This window comes from Paenibacillus apiarius (assembly GCF_017052585.1).
GTDB classification, from domain to species: Bacteria; Bacillota; Bacilli; order Paenibacillales; family Paenibacillaceae; genus Paenibacillus_B; species Paenibacillus_B apiarius.
Window position 1 is genome coordinate 5769757 of sequence record NZ_JAFFHZ010000001.1, and the last position, 26688, is coordinate 5796444.

The following is a 26688-nucleotide window of genomic DNA, read 5'->3' on the forward strand; positions in this document are numbered from 1 at the left end:
CGCGACGCTGCCGCCTGCGCTCGTCAATATGGCCCCGGCCGCAACTATCCATTTATGCTTCTTATCTAATCCCAGCTCCCCAAAGCACCAGATTCTTAGCTTGAGTCATGTAGGCATCGGTTGAATTTGGACGAGAGAAAGCCAATGTTCCTCCGGTTCGTACGTTCCCATATGTAATCACCATATACATAATCAAAGTTAGCAATGTAAAAAAGACCGTAAGTGTAAATTTGATCGTGTCGAGCGTAAACCATTTTTTCAAGGACTTGGATTGAGGCAATCCGACCAGGAAAAAGACAAAGCCTACAAAAACGGCGCCACCCACAAACACGCATTGGATGGCATTTACGGTGGCTCCCGCCATCAAAAGCAAAAATATCATTACTTCCTCCAAGAGTTTGGATTAATAGATTTCGACCCATCTAACGATTAGAGTTCACTACGGATAACGATATCGGTGTATCGACATCAATTCGAAGAGGCTTATACCCCGACACAGTATATAAAGCATGGTATCTTCTACCTTTATAAATAGTAACATCAATAAATGGCTGTGTACATTTATAGGAGAACGATCAGGTGGGAATGAATCATACTGGATTAAGCTAAATTCGAAGAATTCCACGACCTTTCCATATGTTACAATTAACACCAAATCGGATGGTCATACTGCATTCCTTGCCTTCTTTACCCGTAAAGTAAATCTTCCGCCGAGATTGTTCCCGTACATAGCTCTATGAACGTTGCAGCAACTTGTGCGCTGTCCTCATAACCTAGATTTCCCGAGTGAGACACGAGAATGGGATATTCATCTTCTTCCGAGCTACTGCGCATATCCCAAGCATAATGATGACCGCAGCCATCCATAGCAAAGGGTACCGCCCCCGGCATATATTCGGGAAATTCATAGGCCAGCAGCATGGCTCTTAACTCATCAGCGCTGAAAAATTGAAAATACCGATCACCATTTCCGAATTCACCGCCATTGGAATAACGAAGTAAATCAAGATAAGCTGCGGGGAGACGCTTGTTCGGAATGGACCATTTTGCCGGATCAAACGGCTGGTATAGCCTATGTAAAGGATTTGTTTCAGGGAAGGGGTTGCGCTGCCTTCCCCGTATTTCCGCAATTTCCTCCTCGGATAAAGGTTTGTTCCAATGATTCACAACCTGTTCCAACTCTCGTTCCCTTACTCCGGAATGCTTTCGATAGCACACTTCGAATACGGATTCCCAGTTCATCCCGTCATACCTCCTTTTGTCATCTACCGAATGATTACGTATTAGTATAAGATTAATGTAATTCATGCCTTTTGTGCAAATATAGCCAGTTCTGATCTGGGCAGGTTTCAACATAAAGTGTCATGGTGGACAAAATCGAAGCTTAGGAGCATTCAACATTGAAACAGTAGATGATTTTATTTACAATATATGTATAAGGCTTTCATCATTCATATATAGGGGTGTTATGTATGACAAAAGTGGAAGTAAGTTTTAAACATTTACCAACCACAGCGATTTCAGATGCAACGGGAGGACATACGAATTTACGCAGTGATATTAAGCCGCTGGCAGATCATTTTAAAATTGCCGGACGTGCGGTAACGGTGCGTTTGCCAGATGGAGAAAATCGTGCGGTACTAGAAGCGATTCGAGCTGCTAATGAAGGCGATATTTTAGTCATTGATGCGAAGGGGAATACAAATCGTGCGGTTGCAGGAGACTTTATTCTTTCGTTAGCAAAAGGTATAGGTGTACAAGGCTTGGTCGTGGATGGCGTCATTCGCGATATTGCGGGTATTAGAGAGCTGGATTTCCCCGTGTTTTCTCTTGGAACAACCGTAGCAGCCGGCAATAAAAACGGTGGCGGGAAAGTAAATGTACCTATTGCCATTGGCGGCGTTACTGTTCATCCGGGTGATTATGTTATCGGAGATGTGGATGGTGTAGTTGTCGTACCACAGGAGGATGCAGAACGTATTGCGGCGGCGGCTGAGACGAAACTTGCAAAGGATGAACGGCGAGTACAAGAAGCACATGCAAATGGGAAAGAATCCATTATCGCTTATTTAGATAAAGTGTTAACAAGGTCTGAATTATAAGGAAGTGATTTCACCCGACTCCAATGACTAAGATTCCGACTCAAAATGAAATTCTTTTATACTTCATGCATCTAAAGCCGCATTTCATGCGGTTTTTTTGTTTTTGTCATCCAATCTATCGTTGCTTAGATAGGTGGCTTTGTGAACAAAGGAAGGAATTCCATTATGAAAATCGAGGCAGGCAGAGTTAGAATAGATGACACAGTTATGAATCGAATGAAAATTTTTTTGTACAAAATGAACTTTTATAACCTCTGCGATCTCTTATCTATGAAAAGGGGAGTGAACATGAGAGTAAGCCATCTTGTCAAACAAGCCAAAAAAGGCAACAAGGAAGCACTATTACAACTAATCATGGCCGATAAGGACGCTTATTATCGTCTTGCCTATACATATATGGGCAATGAGCATGATGCGATGGATGCAATGGAAGACATGATTGTTGCACTTTATGAAAAGATTGATCAATTGCAAAACGGCGAAGCATTCTACAGCTGGAGCAAAACCATTCTCGTCAATCGGTGCAAAACATTGCTTCGCAAAAAGGAGCGGTTTCTTCCGCTGGAAGACGAGCGAGCACCATCACTTGCTGCATTAACCGACGATAATCCATATCGCGATACAGAGTCCAAGATGCACATGCAGGTGCTGCTATCTCATCTGAATGCACAACAGCGGGAAGCGATCGAGCTTCGTTATGTTCATGATCTTTCGTATCAGACGATAGCGGACATGACCGGCGCGCCGCTTGGAACCATCAAATCAAGAATCTCGCAAGGCATACAAAAAATGAAAGTCATGATCGGAGGTGATCGTTATGACAACGATCGAGGAGAAGTTACAGGTGCATAAAGAAACCTTGAATAAGTTACAGGCTCCGTCAGACCTTGAGGGCAGACTTCGAGATGCACTTCACAATGTTCCCGCTAAAAAAAGAAACCGGAATAAAGCCCGGGCATGGGTTGCGTCAGCTGCCGCAGCGCTCATTCTCATGGTTGGAATATATGAGTATCCGGCCTTAGCTTATTACGGAAGCAAGTTGTTTAATAGCGTCAGCTTGAACTCTCTCAGCTTTGCTGAAGTGATGAAGCATGGAGTCGGACAAAGGGTAAACAAAAGCACAACGCTTAAGGACGGCACTGTCCTTACCATTAATGGCGTGATTGCGGACGATAATGTTTTTCGCATGTATTACACGATTGATCGACCTTCGGGCACCGAGTATACTAACCATGATTTTGTACGTTATAGCTTTGATCGAGTGCAAGGGTTCTTGACCGATTCCGCTGCACTAGGAGGAGGCGGCGGTCCCGGCAAAAACAAGAGCCAGTTCGTGGGAGACACTGAATTCGAGCCAGTTAGTCCATTTTCTCGAACATTAACCCTTACATTCAATGAGTGGCTCGATAATGGGGAGAAGATATCTTATCCACTCTCCTTCGAGTTTGAAGCGAACAAAGCGATGAAGAGTATCATTAAAGAGGATCTTTCCGAATCAATTGCTGTCGATAAAGGCACGATTCATTATGACTACATTACGGCTTCGCCAACTTCAACCATCGTGAAGGGGCATTATGAATTAGAGGAATACCCTAGATTTTCAGGCGAAACCAAGCTTTATGTGAATGGAACAGAAGTTGGATTGACTAGAGCAGGGGGACGTAATCCAGACTTTCAACTGAAATTTGATCCGTTCCCTACAGACAATATTCAATCCATTGAGCTTGAACTCGTAAATTTTGAAGGATATCACAACATACAAGAACCCATCTCGCTTGCGTCACCATCCGATCGATCCATTAAAGTGGGTGATGAAAAGCTATGGATTCGAAGCGTTACCAAAACTGCTACAGGCTATGATATCGTCATTGCCAGAAAACAGTTTACTTTCTTGGAAACGGACAATTTATCCATACAAGCTGGCGGTAACGTAATCCCTGTATCATCGATTTCCAAAGAACGACAGTGGGATTTGAAGAATGGCAACATTATGTGGGAGCAGACGTATTCGTTTAACACAACAGACAAGCCGGAATTCCTACTCGTGGATGGATACCAATATATTAAAACCTACAATAAGAAAATATCGATTCACGTAGATAAAAAATAAAATCATGCGTTTGTGATAGCAGCTCATAGGGAGTTCGCTCAACTTGAACAGCTCGACTAGGCCTCTATGCGATCGATACGGGTGCAAACCAGACAGTAGCTTATCGTACTGATGAAAGGTTTGCCTATGCATCGACCTACAAAGCTCTGGCTGCAGGAGCTATGCTGCCTATAATAATGAACTGATTGTACATGCTGCTCAGGTTACCATGAATGCTCTCAAGTGATCATACCTTAGTTTTCTCATTCCCTTCTCCAGGTTATCTAGAGGATAAGTCAACAACGTGGCGCTGCAAACCGTTTAATCCTATACCCATTCTGATTCGTTATATCTGAGCAGTTCTTGCCAACATCAAGAACTACTCTTTTTTTATTTCGAATTCACCTCATCTGCACTTTATCTGCATCTTTCTGCATTAAACTATCCCATGTTATGAAAGGTATGGGCATCGAACACATCATTTGACAGAAGTGATTCACAGGAGAGGAAGATTATCATGATGAAAACATGGAAGACCATGCAGGACAATGACGCCCGGACAGCATTGAACCGTCGATTATGTCGAGGAGCGGGAAACCTCTCATTCTATGTATGCGATGAACAATCTGAAGAAAAAGGACAAGTACGCCACATTTTTCAACGGCAATCACTCCCTCATCAAGATTCATACAGCCCATCAAGAAGGGAAGAAGCTGCTTGTGGTCATGGATTCCTATGCGAACAGCTTCATTCCTTTTAACGAACGATAAAAGAATAACGGAGAAGGGGAAACAGTATCTATGAAAAGTAGTGATCAAATCGTTAATGTCAGACGGTGGGTAGTATTGCTCACGCTCGTCTTTGCCATAAGAATAAGCCGAAGAAGCTGTACGGCATTTGGCACCGAACAAGTTGAGGACACCAAAACATTGTAGATCGAATGAAAGCCTTTCAGCGACCCGTCAAAAATAATGTGGTTATATGTACATTCAGAGGGTGTCATAATTGAGTTCAAGCAGGAAACGAAACTTAATTGCAGATGCTCGCTCAGCTCCCATCGGCGGGCAACTTCAGTCCCTGGCTTGAGAAATCGGTTTTGCGGACAGATAAAGCGATGCTGCCAATTCCTTGGTCGGCACGCCTTCCGATCTCTGCTCTGGCAGTCCGGAGTCATGCCAAGGTCAACAGGCGAATGGTTGTCGCAGAGATACACCTTAACAAATTCATTAATGCAACTAATATTTAATGATATAAATCAAATAAATCATGCTGCAATCCCTGAAATATGGGATGGTAAAATTAACTCGATCCTGTATAATTGAGAATGTTTCTTAATTACTAAATTTTACAGGATATGGTGAAGAGATGCATACAAAAGAGGATATTGTTGTCATCGGGGGCTACGGCTATGTAGGGAGGACCATTTGCGCGAGACTGGCAGAGCGTTACCCTGGCAAGGTGTATGCAGCCGGACGAAGCCGCGAACGGGCAGAACGATTCTGCCATTCCACCGGAGGAAAACTCAGGCCGCTGGAGATCGATATCCGGAAGCCGATACCTTCTGCCATGCTTAACAGCGTGAAGCTCGTTATCATGTGTCTGGATCAGACCGATACGGGCTTTGTCCGCGAGTGCTTCCGCGCTGGCACGCACTATATCGATGTGTCGGCGAACGGCTCCTTTCTCCGCCAAGTGGAGCAATGCCGGGAGGAGGCGGCGGCTCACGGGGCGACCGCGTTGTTGAGCGTGGGGTTGGCTCCCGGCCTGACCAATCTTCTGGCGCTGGAGGCACATCGGCTGTTGGGCGAGACGGATCAGATTGATTTCGTGATAATGCTTGGGCTCGGTGATGCCCATGGGGAGGCGGCTATCGAATGGACGGCAGACAATGTGGGCGCCCGCTTCGACATCACGCAGAACGGGAGGCAAGTGGAGGCGCTGAGCTTCACGGACGGCAAAACGTTCGATTTCGGCGCTGACATCGGCAACCACCTGGCCTACCGCTTCCTGTTCTCCGACCAGCAGACCCTTTCGCGAACATTGGACGTTCCTTCCGTCGCGACGCGCTTGTGCCTTGATTCCCCGCTGGTCACCGGACTGCTGGCCGGAGCCCGAAGGACGGGGGCCGTCCGGCTGCTCCAAGCGGGCTGGCTGCTCAAGCGGATATTCCGCAGCCTCGGGGCGCTTCACTTCGGCGGGGACCAGTTCGCTGTCAAGGCGGAAGCTAGGGGAAGAAGCAAAGAGGGGAAGCCTGCCTTGGCGGAATGCTTCCTCCAGGGCAGGGATCACTCCGCCGTGACGGCACAAGTCGCGGCTGCGGCCGCCGCGATGTTGATTGATTCGTCCAGTCCGGCCGGAGTCTATCATCTTGAGCAGTTGACCGATGTGGCAACCATGCTGAAGGAACTGGGGCCGGACATCATGTTCGATACCCAGCAATCCACTCTTCCGCTGGAGGGGAGGGAAGTTTGTTGAGCGCTTCCGCACACGACAAGACCGGAACAGCTGACAACCAACGGGCATGGATGATGACGGCTATTTGCCTCAGCGCTTTCTTGTCTCACTTTACCGCCGGAGTGGTGAACGTTTCACTTCCCCGGTTCATCACCGTGTTCCAGTCGGATATCGGGACAGTGCAATGGATGACGACGGGGTATCTGCTCGCCATTACGTCGCTTCTTCCCTTGATGGGCAAGTTAGGCGATCGCTGGGGGCATCGCCGCATCCATAACTGTGGTATTGCCCTGTTCACGATTAGCTCTGTCCTGGTCGCGCTCTCGCCGAATCTCACTGTCCTCCTCTTGATGCGGATTGTGCAAGCGGCAAGCGCGGCGATGTTCCAGGCGACGAATATGGCGATCATCACGTTTCATATGCCGAGCGCGCACAGAGGGCGGGCTCTCGGGTTCGTGAGCACCGCCGTTGCCCTCGGCGGCATGGCGGGACCGGTTGCCGGCAGCTTTACCGCGGCCTGGCTGAGCTGGCAGTGGGCGTTCCTGATTCATGTGCCCGTGGCGGTTGTGGCAACCGGGCTGGCGGTGCGCTTTATCCCTGCTGATCAGAAGGAGGAGACGAGGAAAGCCTCATTGGACGTGGTCGGAGCCATCCTGTTCATGGGCAGCATCGGCACAGGAATCTACGCCATTGTGAACGGAGGCGCCTTAGGGTGGGGCTCCCCGAGTATGTTTCTACTGTACGTTGTCTTGCTAATCGTCTGGCCGTTGAGCTGGCTGTGGCAGTCCCGGCAGGAGGAGCCTTTTCTGCCGCTCGCGGCATTCCGTATTACGGCCGTGGCCTGCGGCCTGATGATCAGCTGCGCATCGTTCCTGATGGCCAATATCGCTTTGGTTCTCATGCCGTTCTATATCTCCGAGACCACTGCGGTATCCGCGGCGGATACAGGCTATGTCATGCTGGCGTATCCGCTCCTCTTGGCCGTGATCGGTCCCGTCGCGGGGCATTTATCGGATCATATAGGCTCACGGCGCTTGATGTGTCTTGGGCTGTGCGCCATGGCAGGCGGGTTCATGCTGTTCTCCGGGGCATTCGGCGGGCTGCCGCTGTGGGCAATCATTTGCACGCTGGCGTTGATCGGTTCGGGGATGGGTTTGATAGCCTCGCCGAATAACAGCTTTATTATGAGCTATGCTGTGAAGGAAGACGCAGGCTCGATCGGGAGCATGATTGCATTGACGCGTAACGTGGGCTTGGTGCTCGGCGCCGCGCTGGGATTAGGGCTTATGGACGACGGCGATCCCGCCAAGCCGTTGGAGGCGTATCTGCACATCTTTGGTTTCGGCGCCTGGATCGGCGCTGCCAGCCTGCTTCCGCTCGGATACAGCTGGTACGCAGGGAGAAGGATGATGAAGCGACCACGTGGCATCAGTACAGATAAATGACGGCAGGCCCCTGTCCTGCGCCGATTTGAAGAACGCTATCATTCTGTGGGAGCAGACGTATTCGTTTAACACCACGGACAAACCGGAATTCCTACTGCTGGACGGATTCGAATATATTAAAACCTACAATAAGAAAATATCGATTCCTGTAGATATCAAAAAATAAAACCATGCGCTTGTGAGAGCAGCTCATCGCCTTATGTCACACAACACAAAAAAGAGCGGTTCTCAGGCTCAGGATGAACTGTAACACCCGGAAGATAGACACTTCTGAAAAAAGAGTGGCTGTTCTCCGGGTTTTTGTGTTGTAAGCGTCAAACTCACCCCACCTTCAATAACCCCTGGCGTCCGTGAGAAAATGAAGGCAACCACATCAACAGGAGGTTGCCTTCATGAATACCAGGGAACAACTGCGACTTGATTGGGTTGCACGAATCGCCGACTTCAGAGCTAGCGGTCTTACTATGTCAGCTTGGTGCAAAACGAATCAGTGCACGATAGACCAATTGAAATATTGGCTGTATAAAGCAAAAGGCAAGTCGGCATCATCCGCGTCTACATCCCCTGCACGTTGGGTCCCCCTTACCGTGGACGACCAATCAACGGATTTACATCATGCGTCGTCTCTGGTTGTTCGCGTTGGAACTTCATGCAGGCTTGGACCCGAAATTGCTTCGCGAAGCTGTGCAGGCCTTGGAACGCTACCGCCAACGCAAGACAAAACGCAAACTACGGCCCAGCAAGGGCTTCAGTTCTGCAACCAGCAATAGAACGGGATCTGAAGGACGTATCGCCCGGATAGAGCACAGCCGCCCCATTTTGGACGCTTATTTGGCATGGCTGCGTCAGCAGCGATCCCGCATAGCACCAAAGAGCCAGCTTGGAGAAACCATCACCTGCAGCCTGCTGTAATCCAAGTCATAACCCTCGCCTTTTCCCCATATTGTGAGAAGAGAGCATTCTAAAATAGGGGGGGATGGGTATGCAATTTTATTATGGTCAGCAAATGCCACTGCGGGTTTTGGATGAAGCGGAATTTTGGAAAATGCAAGAGAGCGAGCACACTGTTGTCATTCGAGAGGCTCTTAAAAATTTGGAGGACCAATATGTGGAGGCGCTAAAACTATGGGAACAAGCCCTGACGGGAACTCATCAAAAAATCGTGAGTTACGTAGAATCGGTGATTCGCAGTCAATATGTCCCTGCCCAGCTTCATCAACAGGTGATCCACCTTGTGACATACTGCCTAGATGAAAGCATGAAATTTATTGAACTATGCCGTCAGATTAAAACTCATAGTTCAGCTGCTAAGAATAATCCGATAGCCCAAACTATACTCGATCATATCATTAGGGAATCAGAATACTTTATCGGCATTGCGCGAGTCATTCTATACGGCAACCCTTAGGGTTAAAGACTACTGACTCAAAAGGTAAGCGGGGGAGCTTTTGCCTCCGTTTTAATGTGTACCCATTGTCAGAAATCAAAAACTGAACAGTTACCTACTTAAGTAAGACAATTCAGTTTTTTACATAAAATCTATTAAACCATACCTGTAGTCGAAGCATCCCGTTTGAGCAGATGCCGCAGCTTCCCGATTTATCGGTCACGAGGTGCTCGGTAAATTGGCCCCTTGGTCGCCATCTTTACCAATCTACTGTTACATAAGATGCCCTCGTCCCCACAAGGTGAGGGCAATTTGGCATCCCTCGCTTTTACATACTCTTCATATGTAATACGCTTATGATCTCATAGCCCCTGTTTTAGTAATGATAACTAACCTTAGAAGAAGGGAGGGGTTAGAGCTATGTTCTGTTGATAGGTGGATTTCGTTTTGTCGGTTAACAAGAATATTGAGACAATCCATGCCGCATTTAGCGGTAAACTTATTACCGGATATATGTCTCCAATTTAACTTTTATTTTAAGTATGAAAATAGAAAAGGAATGATCATTTTGAAAAATATCAGGATACTAAAAATAGGGATGTGTGTCGGGATACTCAGTTTAAGTCTTGCAAATGTAAACCTCTTTAAAGGTGAATCATTCCAGGTAGAAGCGAAAGAAAAAACAGAGCAACTCAAACATACAAATCATGCAGCTCATAGAAAGTTCGCTCAACTTGAGAAAAAGTTTGATGCTCGACTGGGCGTCTATGCGATCGATACCGGTACAAACCAGACCGTAACTTATCGACCTAATGAAAGGTTTGCTTATGCATCTACCTACAAAGCTCTGGCTGCAGGAGCTATGCTACAGAAAAACTCAATTGATCAACTTGACGAAGTTATCACTTATACAAAAGATGATCTAGTTGAATATTCACCTATTACAGAAAAACATGTAGCTACCGGGATGACACTTGGAGAAATTGCAGAGGCTGCTGTTCGTTACAGTGATAATACTGCAGGGAACCTTTTATTTAAAGAGCTAGATGGACCTAAAGGATTTGAAAAAGCGCTCAGACAAATTGGTGATCGGGTTACTAAGGCAGATCGTTTTGAAACAGAGTTAAATGAAGCGATTCCTGGTGACATTCGTGATACAAGTACAGCCAAAGCACTTGCTACCGATCTTAAGGCTTTCACAATCGGAAATGCACTCCCAGTTGATAAACGTAAAATTCTTACGGATTGGATGCGTGGAAATGCTACAGGAGACAAGCTCATCCGCGCTGGAGTACCAACAGACTGGGAAGTCGGTGATAAATCAGGAGCCGGCAGCTACGGAACACGAAATGATATAGCTATCGTTTGGCCACCAAATAGAGCACCCACTATCATCGTAATTCTGTCCAGCCGAGATAAGAAAGATGCTACCTATAATAATGAACTGATTGCAGAGGCTGCTAAGGTTACCATGAATGCTCTCAAGTGATAATACCTTAGTTTTCTCATTCCCTTATTCAATGTGATCTAGAGGATAAAATGAAAATCCGATCCTTTTTAGTATGAAAAGGAGGAGTAAAAACTAAATATAGAACAAAAGTGCCTGTATCTGTGGGCTCTTTTGTGTAAGTGAAATGAAACATTCATTCATGATTTGATTTGTCATTTCATGAACGGGATAACGACAAGGTAGGAGGAAATTGTAATGGAATATAATCGTCCGATTGTCATCTGTGAACAAGGCAAGTTAGTTGGAACTCAGGAAAAACAGGCCTTGGCATTTTATAATGTCCCTTATGGAGCCGATAAAGGAAGATTTATGCCAGTTGGAGAACCCGTTACCTGGAGCGGAACAAGGGAGGCGACAACACCAGGACCTGTATTCCCTCAATTGCCAAGCCGACTTTCGACAGTTCTTGGGACGAAGAAAGAAGAACTGAATCAAAAGGAAGATGCCTTCAGTTTAAATATATGGACAAAAGACACGAATAAAAAACGACCTGTTCTGTTCTGGATCCATGGGGGAGGGTGGTTGACAGGCGGGGGTTCCTTGCCATGGTATAACGGAAGCGACCTGGTTACCAACGAAGACGGAGACGTGGTCGTAGTTACAGTCAACTACCGATTAGGAGCTTTAGGAAATCTATTTTTGCCAGGCATATCTGAGGGGAACCTTGCATTAAAGGATTTGATTGCTGCCTTGCATTGGGTAAAGAAAAACATTGAAGCTTTCGGCGGGGATCCTGACCTAATCACGGTAGCCGGGCAATCAGCCGGTGCATGGTATTCTGTCGCATTAATGGCTTGTGAAGAAGTACAATGCATGTTTAACCGTACAGCATTATTCAGTTTTCCTGCCTGTACGAAAGCTCTAAATGAAAGTGCTTCACTGGAATTATCTAATTTACTATTAGAAAGATTAGGAATTGATGAACGTAATAAGGAAAAGATTTTGGATGTGCCTATTGAACAAATACTATCTTCGCAGACAGAAGTTACAAGGGAATTAGCTTGCCATTGTATTGATTTGCCGTTTGTATTCGGAAATTTCGAAAAGTGGGATAATGCCCCAATGCTTGAGGATATTCATTTGGAAGAAGCGCAAAATTTATCAGACCAAGTTCAAGGTTATTTCCTCAGATTTATAAAGAATGGTTCACCTAATCATGAGAATAGTTTAGATTGGCTCGTATTTGAAAGAAATCACAGAAATGTTCTTCTCTTTGATAAGAAGATAGAGCTAAAATCATGAATTTGAGTTTAAAAGGAGGGAAATGATATCTCTCCTTTTTTTGTTTTTGCAATGACCCACGTAAAGATCTAGGTGCAGATCCCAATGAGGATGAAGCGCTACTCAAGATCGAAGAATTCTATAACTCGATTGCTTCAAGAAAATATTGACAACAGATGTAAGTCGGTTTAATACCTATTCAATAAATCAATTGAATTGTAGAGGTGTTTAAGACGTGAATTTTGAACGTAAATGGAAAGATCAACTTTACCAAGAGTTTGCTCGTATTGGTAAGTGTCTTTCAAGCCCCAAGCGACTGGAACTCATTGACTTACTGACCCAAGGTCCTAAATCCGTTGAGCAACTTTCTAAAATTACAGGTATGAGTGTTGCTAATGTATCACAGCATTTGCAAACACTTTATGATTCGAGATTGGTTCGATTCACCAAGAAGGGGAATTATGTCATTTATGAAATTGCACAATTATCCATCGCTGAATTTATGGTTTCGCTGCATCGGCTAAGTGAGAAGCAATTATTTGAAATTCAACAATTAAAGGCTGAAGTCTTACAGCATCATGACAGCTTGGAACCTATCTCTTTGGAGCAACTTGTTGTCCGAATGAATAGAGGAGATGTTTTGTTACTGGATGTAAGGCCAGCGGAAGAGTATGAACTTGCTCATATTCCTGGTGCAATATCAATTCCGATTGAGGAACTCGAGCAGCATATATCATCCTTACCAACGGATAAAGGAATTGTTGCTTATTGTCGCGACCTGTTATGAGGTGAAAAGTGCAGGTCGGGTTTCAATGACCCCGCTAAAGCAACGGGAACCGAAGAAGAGATTATGACCGAGTTCCGACAAGTTCGTGATGACATTAAGGCTCGCCTTGAACGGTTTCTGAAGGACGCAAAGTCTGATGTAACTGTGGACGATTAACTCGACGAGCCGAATAATAAGTTTCGTTGAGCAGACTGCTCGTAATCAGGCAGTGGCAGATTAGGTACTCGAAAGACCTAGACTGCCACTGCTCTAATTTTGCTATCGTTGCCGTAACAAGTGTCTTTACTCAGAAGCCATCGCAATTGCTTTCGTCTCATGAACTGTCCCGTATGGATGCTCAGGTGGCGCATAGATCACGTAAATCTTCAGTGGTTTGTTACCTGTATTTATAAGATTATGCCACTTCCCCGCAGGTATCATAATCGCATAGTCCTCATAAGCATTTACTTGAAAATCCAATCTATCTTTAGAATCACCCATCTGAACAAGTCCTTGGCCTTCTTCAATTCGGATAAATTGATCAGTGTTCGGATGAACTTCCAAACCGACGTCATCCCCAACATTGATGCTCATTACGGTCACTTGCAAATGTTTTCCCGTCCATAATGCGGTTCGGAACGTATTGTTTTCCTCCGTAACCTCCTCAATATCGACTACATAAGGTTGAGATCCGTAATCCCTTAATCTACCCTCATTCAAAGAACTAAATCGTGGAGCATGATTATTTTCAACAGGATAAGCAGGTAGAAATCCATTTTGAACAAATGGATAATATTCTTGATCATTTCTTGACATTGAGTGATAAACCGGGGGATTCACACCAGTGTAATATGGATATAAATACATGGGATATGCGTGCATTGGAATTGAGCAGTATGTTTTAGGTATATAATGCACCTATGTCATTCCCTTCATAGTTTTATAACAGCATCATATGCCTATGGATCAAAAATGTTCTTTCGAATTACATGTATGCTTCCTATTACTTAATATAATTGCGGAATACTTTAGGCACGCAGATGGAGCGTATCTCCCGGACGACCACGCCTCAAGTTGGTACAAGGGCGATAAGCCAACAAACAAATAAACAAATAAACAAATAAACTGGCTATATTTTTTTTGCATCGTTTCTATGCGCAATATATATTTCATGATTGGAATGACGGTATGTAAAATAAAGGGAGCCGCAGTATGCAGCGGCACAATTGTCGGAGGGATACGATATGAATAAAACCGGAAATGGTCAAGTCAAGAACCGGCACCAAGCACTAGGTTTATCGGATCAGCAGGTTCTTGAAATGTATCAGCATATGGTTTTGGCGCGAAAAGTAGATGAACGGATGTGGATTCTAAATCGTGCGGGAAAGATCCCTTTTCTCGTTTCTTGCCAAGGTCATGAAGCAGCGCAGGTAGGAGCGGCTTATGCGTTGGATCGAACGAAAGATTTTATGTGTCCGTATTATCGGGACATGGGTATGGCCATTGTTTTCGGGATGACGGCAAAGGAATTGATGCTTTCCGCTTTTGCCAGGGCGGGAGATCCAAACAGTGGCGGACGCCAAATGCCAGGGCATTACGGGAGTAAAAGACTGAATATTCTTTCGGGGTCCAGTGTCGTATCGAGTCAGGTGCCGCATGCTGTTGGAATCGCTTTATCTGGAAGAATGCAGGAGGAAAAGCTTGTCGTGTTAACGGCCTTCGGGGACGGGGGCAGCAATCAAGGGGAGTTTCACGAAGCGGCGAACTTTGCGGGGGTGCACAAGCTTCCTGTCATTTTCTTCTGCGAGAATAACAAGTATGCCATTTCTGTCCCGTTTTCAAAGCAGGCGGCTTGTGAAAGTATCGCGGATCGAGCAAAAGGTTATGGGTTTCCTGGCATCAGTGTGAATGGCAATGATCCCTTAGAAGTATATAAGGTCACGAAAGAGGCGGCCGATCGAGCAAGAAGAGGAGAAGGGCCAACGCTTATCGAGGCGGTCGTCTATCGTTTAGTCCCTCATTCAAGCGACGACGATGATCGAACCTACCGTTCCCGTGAAGAAGTGGAAGAAGCCAGGAAGAAGGATCCGCTAGTATCCTTCAGCAATTATCTTAAAGATTTGGGGATATTAGATGAACCGAAAGAGAAGGAAATCCATGACCGGATGCTCATGGACGTCGATGAGGCCACGGAATATGCGGAGAATGCCCCGGATTCGGCTCCGCAAGATGCCCTTAAGCACGTGTATGCAGAATAGGGGGAGTGAGAAATGGCCGTAATTTCTTATATTGATGCAGTGACCCAAGCTCTTCGGGAGGAAATGCAGCGAGATAAAAGGGTATTTGTACTAGGAGAAGACGTCGGGGTGCGCGGGGGTGTGTTTCGGGTTACACAGGGATTCTATGAGGAGTTTGGGGAACAACGGGTTATAGATACGCCACTATCCGAAGCGGCCATTGCAGGTGTATCAGTTGGGGCAGCCGCTTATGGATTTAGGCCTGTAGCAGAAATTCAGTTTGCCGAGTATATCATGCCTGCCGTAAACCAAATTGTGAATGAAGCAGCCAAAATGAGGTACCGCTCGAACGGAGATTGGAACTGTCCCTTGGTCATTCGTGCTCCTTATGGAGGAGGAGTTCGGGGCGCCCTCTATCATTCGCAATGCGTCGAAGCCATGTTTTGCAACATACCCGGTTTAAAAGTGGTCACGCCTTCCACTCCTTATGATGCCAAAGGACTGCTAAAAGCAGCCATCCGCGATGAAGATCCAGTTCTTTTCTTTGAACATAAGCGATGTTACCGATCGATTAAAGGAGAGGTGCCGGACTCGGATTACATTGTTTCCATCGGGAAGTCAGATATTAAGCGGGAAGGAGAAGACTTCACGGTTATTTCTTACGGACTTAGCTTGCATTTTGCGTTGGAAGCGGCAGAAAAACTGTCCCAAGAAGGATACAGCGCTCACATTCTGGATTTGCGTACCCTCTATCCTATGGATAAGGAATCTATTGTAGAGGCTGCTCGTAAAACCGGTAAAGTGCTAATTATTCATGAAGACAACAAAGAGGGAGGCGTTGGGGCTGAAGTGGCAGCTGTGCTCGCAGAGGAATGCCTGTTTGAATTGGATGCTCCGATCAAACGCCTATGTGGTCCGGACGTTCCCGCTATGCCTTATAGTTCGCCAATGGAGAAATTCTTCATGCTCAATCCGGATAAAGTATATCAGGCCATGAAAGAATTGGCGCAATTATGATCCGTTCGGGAGGAGAATATGGCTGAGAAAATCGTAATGCCCCAGTTAGGAGAAAGTGTAACGGAAGGAACCATCTCCAAGTGGCTCGTCAATATCGGGGATAAAGTCAAAAAGTATGATCCCGTATGCGAAGTGATTACAGATAAAGTAACTGCGGAGGTTCCTTCTGCTTTTAGCGGCACGATAGCCGAAATTGTCGTTGAAGAAGGCGAAACGGTAGCGGTAGGAGCTTTGCTCTGCCGTATTGAGGCGGAAGATCAAGCGCTCGCGCCGGTTGAATCCAAAACGTCAGCCGCCGCCCCATATCAGGAAGCCGATGCTGCGACAACGCAAGCAGCCATGAACCAACGCTATTCGCCGGCCGTGCTTAAGCTGGCGCAAGAAAACAACCTGGATCTTTCCCGTATCGAAGGCTCAGGCGTTGGCGGACGCGTCACCAAAAAAGACATCTTGAAGATTTTGCAAGGAAACGACGAGACGATCCCGGTTACCGCCATCCGCAAAACGATTGCCACACGAATGCTAAAAAGCAAGCAGGAGATCCCCCACGCCTGGCTTATGGTTGAATGCGATGTCACCGAACTGGTACGTTATCGCGACCGGATAAAAGAGGAGTTTAAGGAAAAAGAAGGAATCCATTTAACTTATTTGCCGTTCTTTATCAAGTCGGTTGCAGAAGCCTTGAAGGAATTCCCGATCTTAAATTCGCAGTGGGGAGATGATCGCATTATCGTCAAGAAAGCGGTTCATATCTCGATTGCTGTTGCCACCGATCAAGCGTTATTCGTTCCTGTCATTAAGGACGCCGACCAACAAAGCATTTCAGGTCTTGCCAAAGCAGTGGATGAATTGGTCACGAAGACGAGGGAGGGCAGGTTAACGGCAGAGGATACCACTGGCGGAACTTTTACCGTTAATAACACAGGCACTTTCGGTTCCGTTCTGTCAGCCCCAATCATCAATCATCCGCAAGCGGCCATTTTGAGTGTTGAAGCCATCGTAAAACGTCCGATCGTCATCGATAACATGATTACTGTCCGCGATATGATGAACATCTGTCTTTCCCTGGATCACCGGGTGTTGGACGGTCTGATATGCGGCCGCTTCTTGAAGAGAGTCAAGCAAAAGATTGAAGGTTACGGCACGGATACCGGCACCGGACTCGATTAAAGGAAAGGGGCGATGAAATCATGCATTTTGATTTAACCGAGGAACAAGCGTTGATAAAGAAGACGATGCGTGATTTTGCGGAAGGCGAGGTTGCTCCGGGCGCAGATGAACGGGATCGCACAAAGGAATTTCCGGAGGCTGTTTTCGATAAATTAACGAAGCTGGGAGTCATGGGTCTGCCTTTTCCCGAAAAGTACGGCGGCGGGGGAGCAGATACCATAAGCTTTGCTATTGCTGTAGAAGAATTAAGTCGGGTATGCGCATCCACAGGCATTACCTATTCTGCCCATATTTCGTTAGGCGGGGCCCCCATCCATTTATTTGGAACGCACGAGCAAAAGGAAAAATACTTAACCCCCCTTTGCACAGGAGAATACTTGGGGGCATTTGGACTGACGGAACCGAATGCGGGTTCCGATGCGGGCGGAACCCGAACGACAGCGAAGCTGCATAAGGATCAGTGGATCATTTCCGGTTCCAAATGCTTTATTACCAATGCAAGCTATGCCAAAAGCCTGGCGCTCACGGCCGTAACGGATCGCTCCAAAGGGACGGATGGAATCAGCGCGTTTATCGTGCCTACCGATGCGCCAGGATTTACGGTCATTAACAATTATGAAAAGATGGGTCTTCATGCATCGAATACAACGGAGTTGGTGTTGGAAAATGTAACCGTTCCCAGAGAAAATCTCCTGGGGAAAGAAGGACATGGATACAAGCAATTTTTAGCTACGCTTGACGGAGGGAGAATCGGGATCGGGGCAATGGCGGTCGGGATCGCGCAAGGGGCTTACGAAAAATCGCTCCAATATGCCAAAGTAAGAAAACAATTTGGCCACAGCTTATCTTCCTTTCAAGCCATCCAGTTTAAACTGGCCGACATGGCCATGAATATTGAACTCGCCCGCAACATGGTGTATAAAGCGGCATGGCTTAAAGATCAAGGAAGACGATTTAAGAAGGAAGCGGCGATGGCCAAATTATTTGCTTCGGAAATCTGTATGAAGGCTTGCGATCAGGCCGTTCAGATCCATGGCGGGTATGGTTATATGAAGGAATACCAGGTGGAGCGGTTCTTCCGGGACGCCAAGCTGTTAGAGATCGGGGAAGGAACTTCGGAAGTGCAACGAATGGTAATTGCACGCCAGATCGGTTGTTAAAGGGGATTGGTGCTATGTTCAAAAAGATTCTAATCGCCAACCGGGGCGAAATTGCGGCTCGAGTGATCCGTACTTGCAAATCGCTGGGCATTGCCACCGTCAGCATATACTCGAAAGTGGATAAGGAAGCCCCTCATGTCAAAATGGCGGATGAGGCCTACGAGGTCGGAAATCCCAGAGTAACAGATAGCTATTTAAAAATCGAGAAAGTTTTAGAAATCGCCCGTCTTGCAAAAGCGGATGCTATTCACCCCGGATACGGCCTTCTCTCGGAAAATGCCGAATTTGCCCGCCGCTGTGAGGAGGCCGGTATCGTATTCATCGGTCCATCTGCGGATGTCATCTCCCGCATGGGCAGTAAAATTGAATCCCGAAACATCATGGAACAGGCAGGTGTGCCTGTAGTCCCCGGCATTTCCTATCCGTTAGCGGATGCTGAAGAAGCAGCACAGGTAGCCAGTCGTATCGGCTATCCGGTTATGCTGAAAGCTTCGGCCGGCGGCGGGGGGATCGGCATGCAGATCGTTTATAACGAATCGGAAATGAAGCAAGCATTTGAAGGGAACCAGAAACGTGCCTCTAATTTCTTCGGAGATGGGGCCATGTATATAGAGAAGGTCGTAGAAAATCCCCGGCACATCGAAATTCAGATTTTGGCCGATTCCCATGGGAATACAGTCCACTTAGGGGAACGGGAATGTTCCATTCAACGCCGTCATCAAAAAGTAGTGGAGGAAGCCCCTTCTTCCTATTTGGATGAACTCACGAGAAGCAAAATGGGAGAAGCGGCGGTAAGGGCGGCTCAATCCATCGGATACCGCAATGCAGGAACCATCGAGTTTTTAGTGGACGGGAAGAAAAATTTCTATTTTCTTGAAATGAATACTCGTCTGCAGGTGGAGCATACGATTACAGAAGAGATTACCGGCTTGGACTTGGTGGCAGAGCAATTGCGAATTGCGGCCGGACATTCCTTGAATTTTGGTCAATCCGATGTGAAACGCGACGGTCATGCGATTGAAGTGCGGATTTATGCGGAAGATCCGAAGACGTTCTTTCCATCTCCGGGAGTGATTACGAAGTTTGCTATACCTGAAGGAGACGGAATCCGCCATGAGTTGGCTGTACATGATGGTTCCATGGTCACTCCTTTCTATGATCCGATGATTGCTAAGCTCATAGTCAAAGGGAAGGATCGCGACGAGGCGATTGGCCGGATTCAAGAGGCGCTGGCCCAATACCAAGTTCAGGGAATCAAAACAAACATCCCGATGCTACAAGAAGTAATCGCGCATCCCGCCTTCCGTTCAGGCGATACGACAACGGGTTTCGTTGCTAAGTATTTACTAGAGAAGACATGACATTATGGAGCCTCGGCGAGTTTCCGGAAGGCTTTTCGTAGAAAAGGAGGTTATTCAGATGAGCAAAATAGTGGCGGTTATGGCGGGGAATGTGTATAAAATTCTTGTCAAGCCTGGGGATCAAGTCGAAGCAGGACAAAATGTGGCCGTGTTGGAATCGATGAAAATGGAGATCACGATTTCGGTTGGTTCCGGCGGGACGGTAAAAGAAGTAATCGTGAGCGAAGGCGACTTTGTTGATGAAGGAGATCCATTGATCGAGCTGGATTAAACGTATGCTGGGGGTTGGGGAGATGAACTGGCCGGCGAGTGTGACGATCAAAGAGGTTGGTCCGAGGGATGGATTACAGAATGAGAAGGTCTTTGTTTCAACAGAGGATAAAATAGCTTGGATCAACCAATTGTCCGGCACCGGAATCAAATCCATTGAAATCACTTCGTTTGTGAATCCCAAGTGGATCCCGGCGCTGGCAGATGCCGCTGAAGTTGCGAAAGGAATTGAACGGATGCCTGGCATCGTTTATTCAGCTCTCGTTCCGAATCGTCAAGGTCTGGAGCGAGCGCTGGAAGTCGATGTGGATGAAGCAGCCGTCTTTATGTCGGCCAGCGAAACCCATAATCAAAGGAATATAAACAAGTCTATTCGCGTTACCTTTCCCATTCTAAGAGAAGTGGCGCAAGAAGCGCTTTCAGCAGGAAAGTCAGTCCGCGGTTATGTGTCAACCGCCTTCGGTTGTCCCTACGAAGGTCCTGTTTCCATCGACGAGGTGATCCGGGTATCGGACACGTTGTTCGAAATGGGGATTGGCGAGTTATCTCTCGGGGATACGATTGGCATTGCCAATCCGAAGCAGGTGCAAGGTGTATTGGATATTCTTTTAAAGCGTTTTGATGCCAAAAAACTGGCCCTGCACTTTCACGATACGCGCGGAACGGCTCTGGCTAATATTCTGGTGTCCATGGACATGGGGATCACGACATTCGATGCCTCCGTCGGCGGTTTAGGCGGATGCCCGTATGCACCTGGGGCCTCGGGCAATGTGGCTTCGGAAGATTTGCTTTACATGCTGGATGCGATGGGGATTCAAACGGGGGTAAATCAGGAAAAGCTGCTCTCCGCAGCCCGTTTTATACAGGAAAAGATAGGAAGAGATTTACCAAGCCGTAATCTTCAGGCCGGCAGCTCGAACGGATAGGCAGGCTCATCATTCGGTTCAGGGAAGGAGGGGGATCATGGAAAAAGCCGTATTGGTCTCCAACATTGGAAATGGAATTGTGCTCATGACTTTAAACCGGCCGGAAGCCGCCAATGCGCTATCGATAAAGATGCTCGAACAATTGCGGGATGCGGCTGCGACATGTAAATTTGACCGGTCTGTTCGCTGTATCGTGGTCACAGGGGCTGGAGAGAAAGCCTTTTGCGCAGGTGCCGATTTAAAAGAGCGCGCAGGAATGGACATGAACCGGGTGCGCAGGACGGTTTCTTTGATTCGCGAGAGCATCAATGATGTAGAAGCCTTGCCCCAGCCGGTCATTGCCGCCGTGAACGGAGCCGCTTTGGGCGGGGGAACGGAATTGGCGTTGGCATGTGACATTCGGATCGCTTCCGAAACGGCAACATTCGCCCTTACGGAGACTTCGCTTGGGATTATTCCTGGCGCAGGCGGAACGCAGCGGTTGCCGAGGCTGATCGGGAAGGGGCGCGCCAAAGAGCTCATTTTCACGGCAAGAAAAATCGATGCCAAAGAGGCAAGGGACATGGGGGTGGTACAGTATGTGACACCGCCTGAATCCCTTCTCGATAAAGCACTAGAAATAGCGGGCCAAATTGTTCGAAATGCTCCTATCGCCGTGGCGCAGGCCAAGTTCGCAATCGATAAGGGATGTGATGCGGATCTGAGCACCGGGCTTGCGATTGAGCAACATGCCTATGAAGTAACGATTCCGACAAAGGATCGCTCGGAAGGACTGCAGGCGTTCAAAGATAAGCGTCCCCCCATATTTAAGGGCGAGTAACAAGCATTTTGGAGATAAGGAGGAATAGGGGATGTCCATGGAAATAAATCCGGAGGTGCTGCAGGAACGTAGTTCACGGATCCTCCAAGGGGGGGCGCGGGCTTATCATCAAAAGAATGCGGAGCGAGGAAAACGTTTTGTTCGCGACCGTTTGAAGCTATTGTTTGATCCGGGTTTCGAGCTGGAGGATGCGTTATTTGCCAACTGTGTGGCAGAAGACCTTCCGGCGGATGGCGTGGTTACGGCGATTGGAAAGATTAACGGGAGAACCGTGTGTGTGATGGCCAATGATTCCACCGTAAAAGCCGGTTCTTGGGGAGCGCGTACGGTAGAGAAGATCATTCGAATACAAGAGACGGCCGACAAAATGAGAGTGCCGTTGATTTACCTCGTGGATTCAGCAGGTGCTCGCATTACGGACCAGGTCGAGATGTTCCCCGGCAGGCGCGGGGCTGGCCGTATTTTTTACAATCAGGTCAAATTGTCGGGTAAAATTCCTCAAATCTGTCTGCTCTTTGGTCCTTCGGCTGCAGGCGGAGCATACATTCCGGCATTTTGCGATATCGTGATTATGGTGGATGGAAATGCATCCATGTATCTCGGTTCCCCGAGGATGGCGGAGATGGTTATCGGAGAAAAGGTTACGTTAGAAGAAATGGGTGGCGCGCGCATGCATTGCTCGGTATCCGGATGCGGTGATGTGCTGGCCAACAACGAAGAAGAAGCCATTTCGACGGCACGACGATATCTCTCCTATTTTCCCGCCAATTTCTCCGAAAAACCGCCGGTCGTGGAAGCGGCGGCACCACAATGCTTTGAGAAATCATTAGAAGAGCTCATCCCGTCCAATCAGAATGCCCCGTTTAATATGTATGGCCTGATTGACCGGATTATTGACGAGGGGTCATTCTTTGAGATTAAGAAGCTGTTTGCCGGCGAACTGATTACGGGATTGGCCCGAATGAACGGAAAACCGGTTGGGATCATTGCCAATCAGCCGCGGGTGAAAGGAGGCGTGCTGTTTCAAGATTCGGCGGATAAGGCAGCCAGATTTATTACCCTTTGCGACGCGTTTCATATCCCGCTTCTGTTTCTCGCCGACGTTCCCGGTTTTATGATCGGCACCAAGGTGGAGCGGGCAGGAATTATCCGCCATGGCGCGAAAATGATTTCTGCCATGTCCGAAGCGAGCGTGCCTAAAGTCTCGGTGATCGTCCGTAAAGCATACGGAGCAGGCCTCTATGCGATGGCTGGTCCTGCGTTTGAACCGGATTGCTGTCTCGCATTGCCCACGGCTCAAATTGCGGTGATGGGACCGGAAGCTGCGGTCAACGCCGTCTATGCCAATAAAATTGCGGGGCTGCCTGAAAACGAGCGGGCCTCTTTTATCGAACAAAAGCGGGAGAAATATAAGCAGGATATTGATATTTACCGGCTAGCCTCCGAAATGATTATTGACGGGATTATTCCGGCCGATTCGTTGCGTGACGAGTTAGTGAATCGATTCGAGGCTTATTCATCAAAGGTTGTCGTCTTCTCTGAGCGGAAGCACCCGGTATATCCGGTTTAATTCGCTGGCATTCCGAACAGCACCAAGCGTTTAGCGGCGCGCCGGTGCTGTTTTTTGCGTGAACGGCATATCATAATCTTGAGCGAGAGGATGTATGGTTTGGATACCGCTTTGCCTATAGGGGAAGGAGGCAGATCCGGATCAGATGGATATTAGACAGCTTCATTATTTTACAGAAGTAGCCAAGCATAAAAATTTTACAAAAGCTTCGCAGGTCCTGTTTGTTTCTCAGCCATCCATAAGCAAGATGATCAAAAGCCTCGAAGACGAATTGGGAGTTACTTTGCTTGACCGTTCCGAGAGGGAGATTGTGCTCACGGATACAGGAAAGCTGGTTAACGAGAAGGCTTTAAAAATTTTGCAGCTGCTAGAGGAGTTATCTTCTTCTGTTAATGAGCTGGTTCAAGTGCAAAGAGGAAAGGTGAAGATGGGAATCATGCCTACAATCGGCGCATTGCTATTCCCGAAAATAATTGCCGGCTTCAAGAAGAGATATCCCAGGATTGAGATTCACATGGTAGAATACAGCGCGAAACAGGTAGAGACTCAGATGGAGCAAGGAAATATCGATTTTGGGGTCACGGTGTTGCCGGTGAACACTCGGCTGTATGGAACGGTTTCATTGTTATCTGAAGAGCTGGTTGTCATTGTAAGCAGTCACCACTGGCTTGCCGGAAGAAAATCCGCCAGTTTAGATGAATTAAAGAATGAGCCGTTTATTCTGTTCACCAAGGAATTCGCCCTTCATGACGTAGTGTGGCAAGCATGCTTGCGGGCCGGGTTCGAACCCGAGGTAGCTCATATGACCTCCCTGTGGGATTTCTGCTGCGAGATGGTGGCGTCTCAATTAGGAATTTCATTGATCCCCAGATCGATGGCGAACCGTTTGCATCATCTTGCCGTTCATGCCGTTTCGATTTCCCATCCGGAGATTGCTTGGGAGTTGGCGCTTATTTATCCCCGGGATAAATACCTTTCTTATGCATCCCGGGAGTTGATTGCCTATATTCAGGCCAATCCGCCGAATTAATCGGGATTATGAACAGCGGCTGGTTCATCATGAATGAGAATCGTTGGAATCCCTTGGAATCCCTTGGAATCATTGGAATCCTTGGCATATGGAACTGGTGGGCACCGGGATGGCTGAAGAGCGATGGATTTCGAAATGATGGAAATATACACGCTCTCCTAATGCGATGCATAGGAGAGTTTTTTATTTGCAGCGACGGGAGGATTCGCATTGCTTTCAGCATCGGTGGGGAAGAGGCCGGCTCGCCAATTGGACATTATGATTTCTTGGGGAAGGTATCCCGAATTACGTCCGGCTCGGATGGATTACCACGTAAATTTCCATATGTCATATTTAAAAATGGAAATACGAAATCCATTCAGTCCCAGTATTTTTGGAAATATCGTGTTTTATATACGATTTCAGAATTATTCAGCAAGCCCAAGAATAGGCGTTTATTACGCAAGATGCTTGAATTAGACTCATTATAACTTGTGTTATAAAAGTTACGGAGCTTTGTAATTTTTCTATAGATATCATAATTTTATGCCAAAATACCGATACAGTTTTTACATCAAAGGAGGAGATCTCTATGAAGAATCCACAACATGGTAAAGGAATAAAAGTGCTCGTAAGTCTATTAATTGGTTTACATGTGTTTACTTATTCGAGTATTTCATTCGCTGCAACAAACGAACCCAATGATATTGATAGCGGGATCGCAGGCCTAAATTATAATCGTAATGAAGTTTTGGCCGTAAAAGGTGATCAAATCAGTAGTTTTGTTCCCAAAGAAGGCATCCAGTCCAATGATAAATTTATCGTGGTTGAACGGGATAAAAAATCACTCACAACCTCACCCGTAGATATTTCAATTATTGATTCGATCACGAATCGTACTTATCCAGGCGCAATACAGCTTGCAAACCAGGATTTTGCGGATAATCAGCCTAGTCTGGTTATGGCCGCGAGAAAACCATTAGATATTAGCATTGATCTGCCTGGGTTGAAGAATGAAAATACAATTTCCGTCCAAAATCCAACTTATGGCAGTGTTTCTAGTGCCGTTGATCAACTCGTGTCGACTTGGATTGAGAAGTATTCCGGCACGCATACACTGCCTGCGAGATTACAGTACGCAGAATCCATGGTTTACAGCCAAAATCAAATTGCCAGTGCACTGAATGTGAATTCTAAAGTGCTTAACGGTACGCTCGGAATCGACTTTAACGCGGTCGCAAGCGGCGAGAAAAAAGTGATGGTTGCCGCTTATAAGCAAATCTTTTATACCGTAAGCGCAGCGCTTCCTAACAATCCATCGGACTTGTTTGATGACAGTGTGACGTTTGCTGAATTAGTCCGTAAAGGGGTAAGTAATGAGTCTCCGCCACTGATGGTATCTAACGTAGCTTATGGCAGAACCATTTACGTGAAATTGGAGACGACCTCAAAGAGCAGCGATGTACAAACGGCATTTAAATTATTGCTCAATAATCCTAGCATACAAGCTAGCGGACAGTATAAAGATATTTATGAAAACAGTTCGTTTACTGCTGTTGTATTAGGCGGCGATGCACAAACACATAACCAGGTCGTCTCAAAAGACTTCGATGTCATTCAAAATGTAATCAAGGACAATGCACAATATAGCAGCAAGAATCCAGCTTACCCTATTTCATATACCAGTGTCTTCTTGAAAGACAATTCCATAGCTGCGGTTCACAACAATACAGACTATATCGAGACGAAAACGACAGAATATACGAAAGGTAAAATAACGCTTGATCATAGTGGTGCATATGTAGCTCAGTTTGAAGTGTCTTGGGACGAGTATACATTTGATGAAAATGGACAAGAAATCATTACTCATAAAACTTGGGAAGGTAATTGGCAAGATAAAACAGCGCATTTCTCGACAGAGATTCCACTTCCGCCTAATGCCAAGAACATCAAAATTTTTGCAAGAGAATGTACAGGTCTTGCCTGGGAATGGTGGAGAACAATTATAAATGAACCTAACGTCCCGTTAACCAGCAATATAAAAGTTTCGATTTGGGGAACAACGTTAAACCCGTCAGCAGACATTAGTCACTAGTCATTTCTGAAAGGGGCTGTCCCAAAAGCAACTACCTGTGAGATAACCGTTAGATTTGAAAAAAGGTCGAGTTAGGGGC

General features: G+C 46.8%; 23 protein-coding genes and 4 pseudogenes. 24 read left to right on the forward strand and 3 right to left on the reverse strand.

Features of this window, described 5'->3' with window-relative positions; all coding sequences use genetic code 11:
* Nucleotides 1–61: 61 nt before the first annotated feature.
* Together JSQ80_RS25530 and JSQ80_RS25535 are read right to left on the reverse strand one after the other, a co-directional pair.
* Entirely contained in the window at nucleotides 62–382 is a 321-nt protein-coding gene (locus JSQ80_RS25530) for a hypothetical protein (RefSeq protein WP_206097298.1), read from the reverse strand.
* Between the two features lie 305 nt (nucleotides 383–687).
* Entirely contained in the window at nucleotides 688–1242 is a 555-nt protein-coding gene (locus JSQ80_RS25535) for an SMI1/KNR4 family protein (protein WP_206097299.1), read from the reverse strand.
* Nucleotides 1243–1472: 230 nt separating this feature from the next.
* Here JSQ80_RS25535 and JSQ80_RS25540 point away from each other — a divergent pair, with 230 nt between their 5' ends.
* The 13 genes and pseudogenes from JSQ80_RS25540 to JSQ80_RS25595 form a co-directional block, all read left to right on the forward strand.
* Nucleotides 1473–2102, forward strand: a complete 630-nt coding sequence (locus JSQ80_RS25540; protein ID WP_206097300.1) for an RraA family protein — start codon at nucleotides 1473–1475, stop codon at nucleotides 2100–2102.
* A 288-nt stretch (nucleotides 2103–2390) separates the two neighbouring features.
* Entirely contained in the window at nucleotides 2391–2954 is a 564-nt protein-coding gene (locus JSQ80_RS25545) for an RNA polymerase sigma factor (protein WP_206097752.1), read from the forward strand.
* Nucleotides 2920–4212, forward strand: coding sequence for a DUF4179 domain-containing protein (locus JSQ80_RS25550; protein WP_206097301.1), 1293 nt, complete (start codon nucleotides 2920–2922; stop codon nucleotides 4210–4212). The genes JSQ80_RS25545 and JSQ80_RS25550 overlap by 35 nt, the downstream gene beginning before the upstream one ends.
* Before the next feature lie 50 nt (nucleotides 4213–4262).
* Nucleotides 4263–4379, forward strand: a pseudogene (locus JSQ80_RS25555) (class A beta-lactamase); the annotation flags it as partial.
* Nucleotides 4380–4763: 384 nt separating this feature from the next.
* Nucleotides 4764–4949, forward strand: a pseudogene (locus JSQ80_RS25560) (DHHW family protein); the annotation flags it as partial.
* A gap of 607 nt (nucleotides 4950–5556) precedes the next feature.
* The gene (locus JSQ80_RS25565) at nucleotides 5557–6666 is read left to right on the forward strand and encodes a saccharopine dehydrogenase NADP-binding domain-containing protein (RefSeq protein ID WP_206097303.1); all 1110 of its coding nucleotides are present in this window, start codon (nucleotides 5557–5559) and stop codon (nucleotides 6664–6666) included.
* Nucleotides 6663–8090 (forward strand): MFS transporter, encoded by a 1428-nt coding sequence (locus JSQ80_RS25570; RefSeq protein WP_206097304.1) that lies wholly within the window; start codon nucleotides 6663–6665, stop codon nucleotides 8088–8090. Before JSQ80_RS25565 ends, JSQ80_RS25570 begins: the two co-directional genes overlap by 4 nt.
* 464 nt (nucleotides 8091–8554) lie before the next feature.
* A pseudogene (locus tag JSQ80_RS30115) lies at nucleotides 8555–8674 on the forward strand (IS66 family insertion sequence element accessory protein TnpA); the annotation flags it as partial.
* A gap of 31 nt (nucleotides 8675–8705) precedes the next feature.
* On the forward strand, nucleotides 8706–9002 hold the full coding sequence (locus JSQ80_RS29315; RefSeq protein WP_240463813.1) for an IS66 family transposase: 297 nt from the start codon (nucleotides 8706–8708) through the stop codon (nucleotides 9000–9002).
* 70 nt (nucleotides 9003–9072) lie between these two features.
* Nucleotides 9073–9498 (forward strand): DUF2935 domain-containing protein, encoded by a 426-nt coding sequence (locus JSQ80_RS25580; protein WP_206097305.1) that lies wholly within the window; start codon nucleotides 9073–9075, stop codon nucleotides 9496–9498.
* A gap of 538 nt (nucleotides 9499–10036) precedes the next feature.
* A complete protein-coding gene (bla, locus tag JSQ80_RS25585) occupies nucleotides 10037–10966 on the forward strand; it encodes a class A beta-lactamase (protein WP_206097753.1) in 930 nt (309 codons plus the stop codon).
* Between the two features lie 216 nt (nucleotides 10967–11182).
* Complete coding sequence (locus JSQ80_RS25590) at nucleotides 11183–12229, forward strand: carboxylesterase family protein (protein ID WP_206097306.1); 1047 nt, start codon at nucleotides 11183–11185, stop codon at nucleotides 12227–12229.
* 214 nt (nucleotides 12230–12443) lie between these two features.
* Nucleotides 12444–12983, forward strand: a pseudogene (locus JSQ80_RS25595) (ArsR/SmtB family transcription factor); the annotation flags it as partial.
* A 294-nt stretch (nucleotides 12984–13277) separates the two neighbouring features.
* Here the strand turns inward: JSQ80_RS25595 and JSQ80_RS25600 are convergent.
* Nucleotides 13278–13856 carry a cupin domain-containing protein gene (locus tag JSQ80_RS25600; protein WP_206097754.1) on the reverse strand — a complete coding sequence of 193 codons (579 nt, stop codon included), beginning with the start codon at nucleotides 13854–13856 and terminating at the stop codon, nucleotides 13278–13280.
* Nucleotides 13857–14218: 362 nt separating this feature from the next.
* Between JSQ80_RS25600 and JSQ80_RS25605 the strand changes: the two genes are divergently transcribed.
* The 11 genes from JSQ80_RS25605 to JSQ80_RS25655 all read left to right on the forward strand — a co-directional run bounded on the left by JSQ80_RS25605 (nucleotide 14219) and on the right by JSQ80_RS25655 (nucleotide 26609).
* Entirely contained in the window at nucleotides 14219–15232 is a 1014-nt protein-coding gene (locus JSQ80_RS25605) for a thiamine pyrophosphate-dependent dehydrogenase E1 component subunit alpha (protein WP_206097308.1), read from the forward strand.
* A gap of 12 nt (nucleotides 15233–15244) precedes the next feature.
* Complete coding sequence (locus tag JSQ80_RS25610) at nucleotides 15245–16228, forward strand: alpha-ketoacid dehydrogenase subunit beta (protein ID WP_206097309.1); 984 nt, start codon at nucleotides 15245–15247, stop codon at nucleotides 16226–16228.
* A gap of 18 nt (nucleotides 16229–16246) precedes the next feature.
* On the forward strand, nucleotides 16247–17398 hold the full coding sequence (locus tag JSQ80_RS25615) for a dihydrolipoamide acetyltransferase family protein (protein WP_206097310.1): 1152 nt from the start codon (nucleotides 16247–16249) through the stop codon (nucleotides 17396–17398).
* 20 nt (nucleotides 17399–17418) lie between these two features.
* Complete coding sequence (locus JSQ80_RS25620) at nucleotides 17419–18558, forward strand: acyl-CoA dehydrogenase (RefSeq protein WP_206097311.1); 1140 nt, start codon at nucleotides 17419–17421, stop codon at nucleotides 18556–18558.
* Nucleotides 18559–18572: 14 nt separating this feature from the next.
* Complete coding sequence (locus tag JSQ80_RS25625) at nucleotides 18573–19919, forward strand: acetyl-CoA carboxylase biotin carboxylase subunit (protein ID WP_206097312.1); 1347 nt, start codon at nucleotides 18573–18575, stop codon at nucleotides 19917–19919.
* 58 nt (nucleotides 19920–19977) lie between these two features.
* Complete coding sequence (locus JSQ80_RS25630) at nucleotides 19978–20190, forward strand: acetyl-CoA carboxylase biotin carboxyl carrier protein subunit (protein WP_206097313.1); 213 nt, start codon at nucleotides 19978–19980, stop codon at nucleotides 20188–20190.
* A 22-nt stretch (nucleotides 20191–20212) separates the two neighbouring features.
* The gene (locus JSQ80_RS25635; RefSeq protein ID WP_206097314.1) at nucleotides 20213–21115 is read left to right on the forward strand and encodes a hydroxymethylglutaryl-CoA lyase; all 903 of its coding nucleotides are present in this window, start codon (nucleotides 20213–20215) and stop codon (nucleotides 21113–21115) included.
* A 37-nt stretch (nucleotides 21116–21152) separates the two neighbouring features.
* Nucleotides 21153–21935, forward strand: a complete 783-nt coding sequence (locus JSQ80_RS25640) for an enoyl-CoA hydratase (protein WP_206097315.1) — start codon at nucleotides 21153–21155, stop codon at nucleotides 21933–21935.
* 31 nt (nucleotides 21936–21966) lie between these two features.
* The gene (locus tag JSQ80_RS25645) at nucleotides 21967–23505 is read left to right on the forward strand and encodes an acyl-CoA carboxylase subunit beta (protein WP_206097316.1); all 1539 of its coding nucleotides are present in this window, start codon (nucleotides 21967–21969) and stop codon (nucleotides 23503–23505) included.
* A 145-nt stretch (nucleotides 23506–23650) separates the two neighbouring features.
* Nucleotides 23651–24535: a LysR family transcriptional regulator gene (locus JSQ80_RS25650; RefSeq protein ID WP_206097317.1), complete on the forward strand. Its 885-nt coding sequence runs from the start codon at nucleotides 23651–23653 to the stop codon at nucleotides 24533–24535.
* 571 nt (nucleotides 24536–25106) lie between these two features.
* Nucleotides 25107–26609 carry a thiol-activated cytolysin family protein gene (locus JSQ80_RS25655; protein ID WP_206097318.1) on the forward strand — a complete coding sequence of 501 codons (1503 nt, stop codon included), beginning with the start codon at nucleotides 25107–25109 and terminating at the stop codon, nucleotides 26607–26609.
* Nucleotides 26610–26688: the final 79 nt, after the last annotated feature.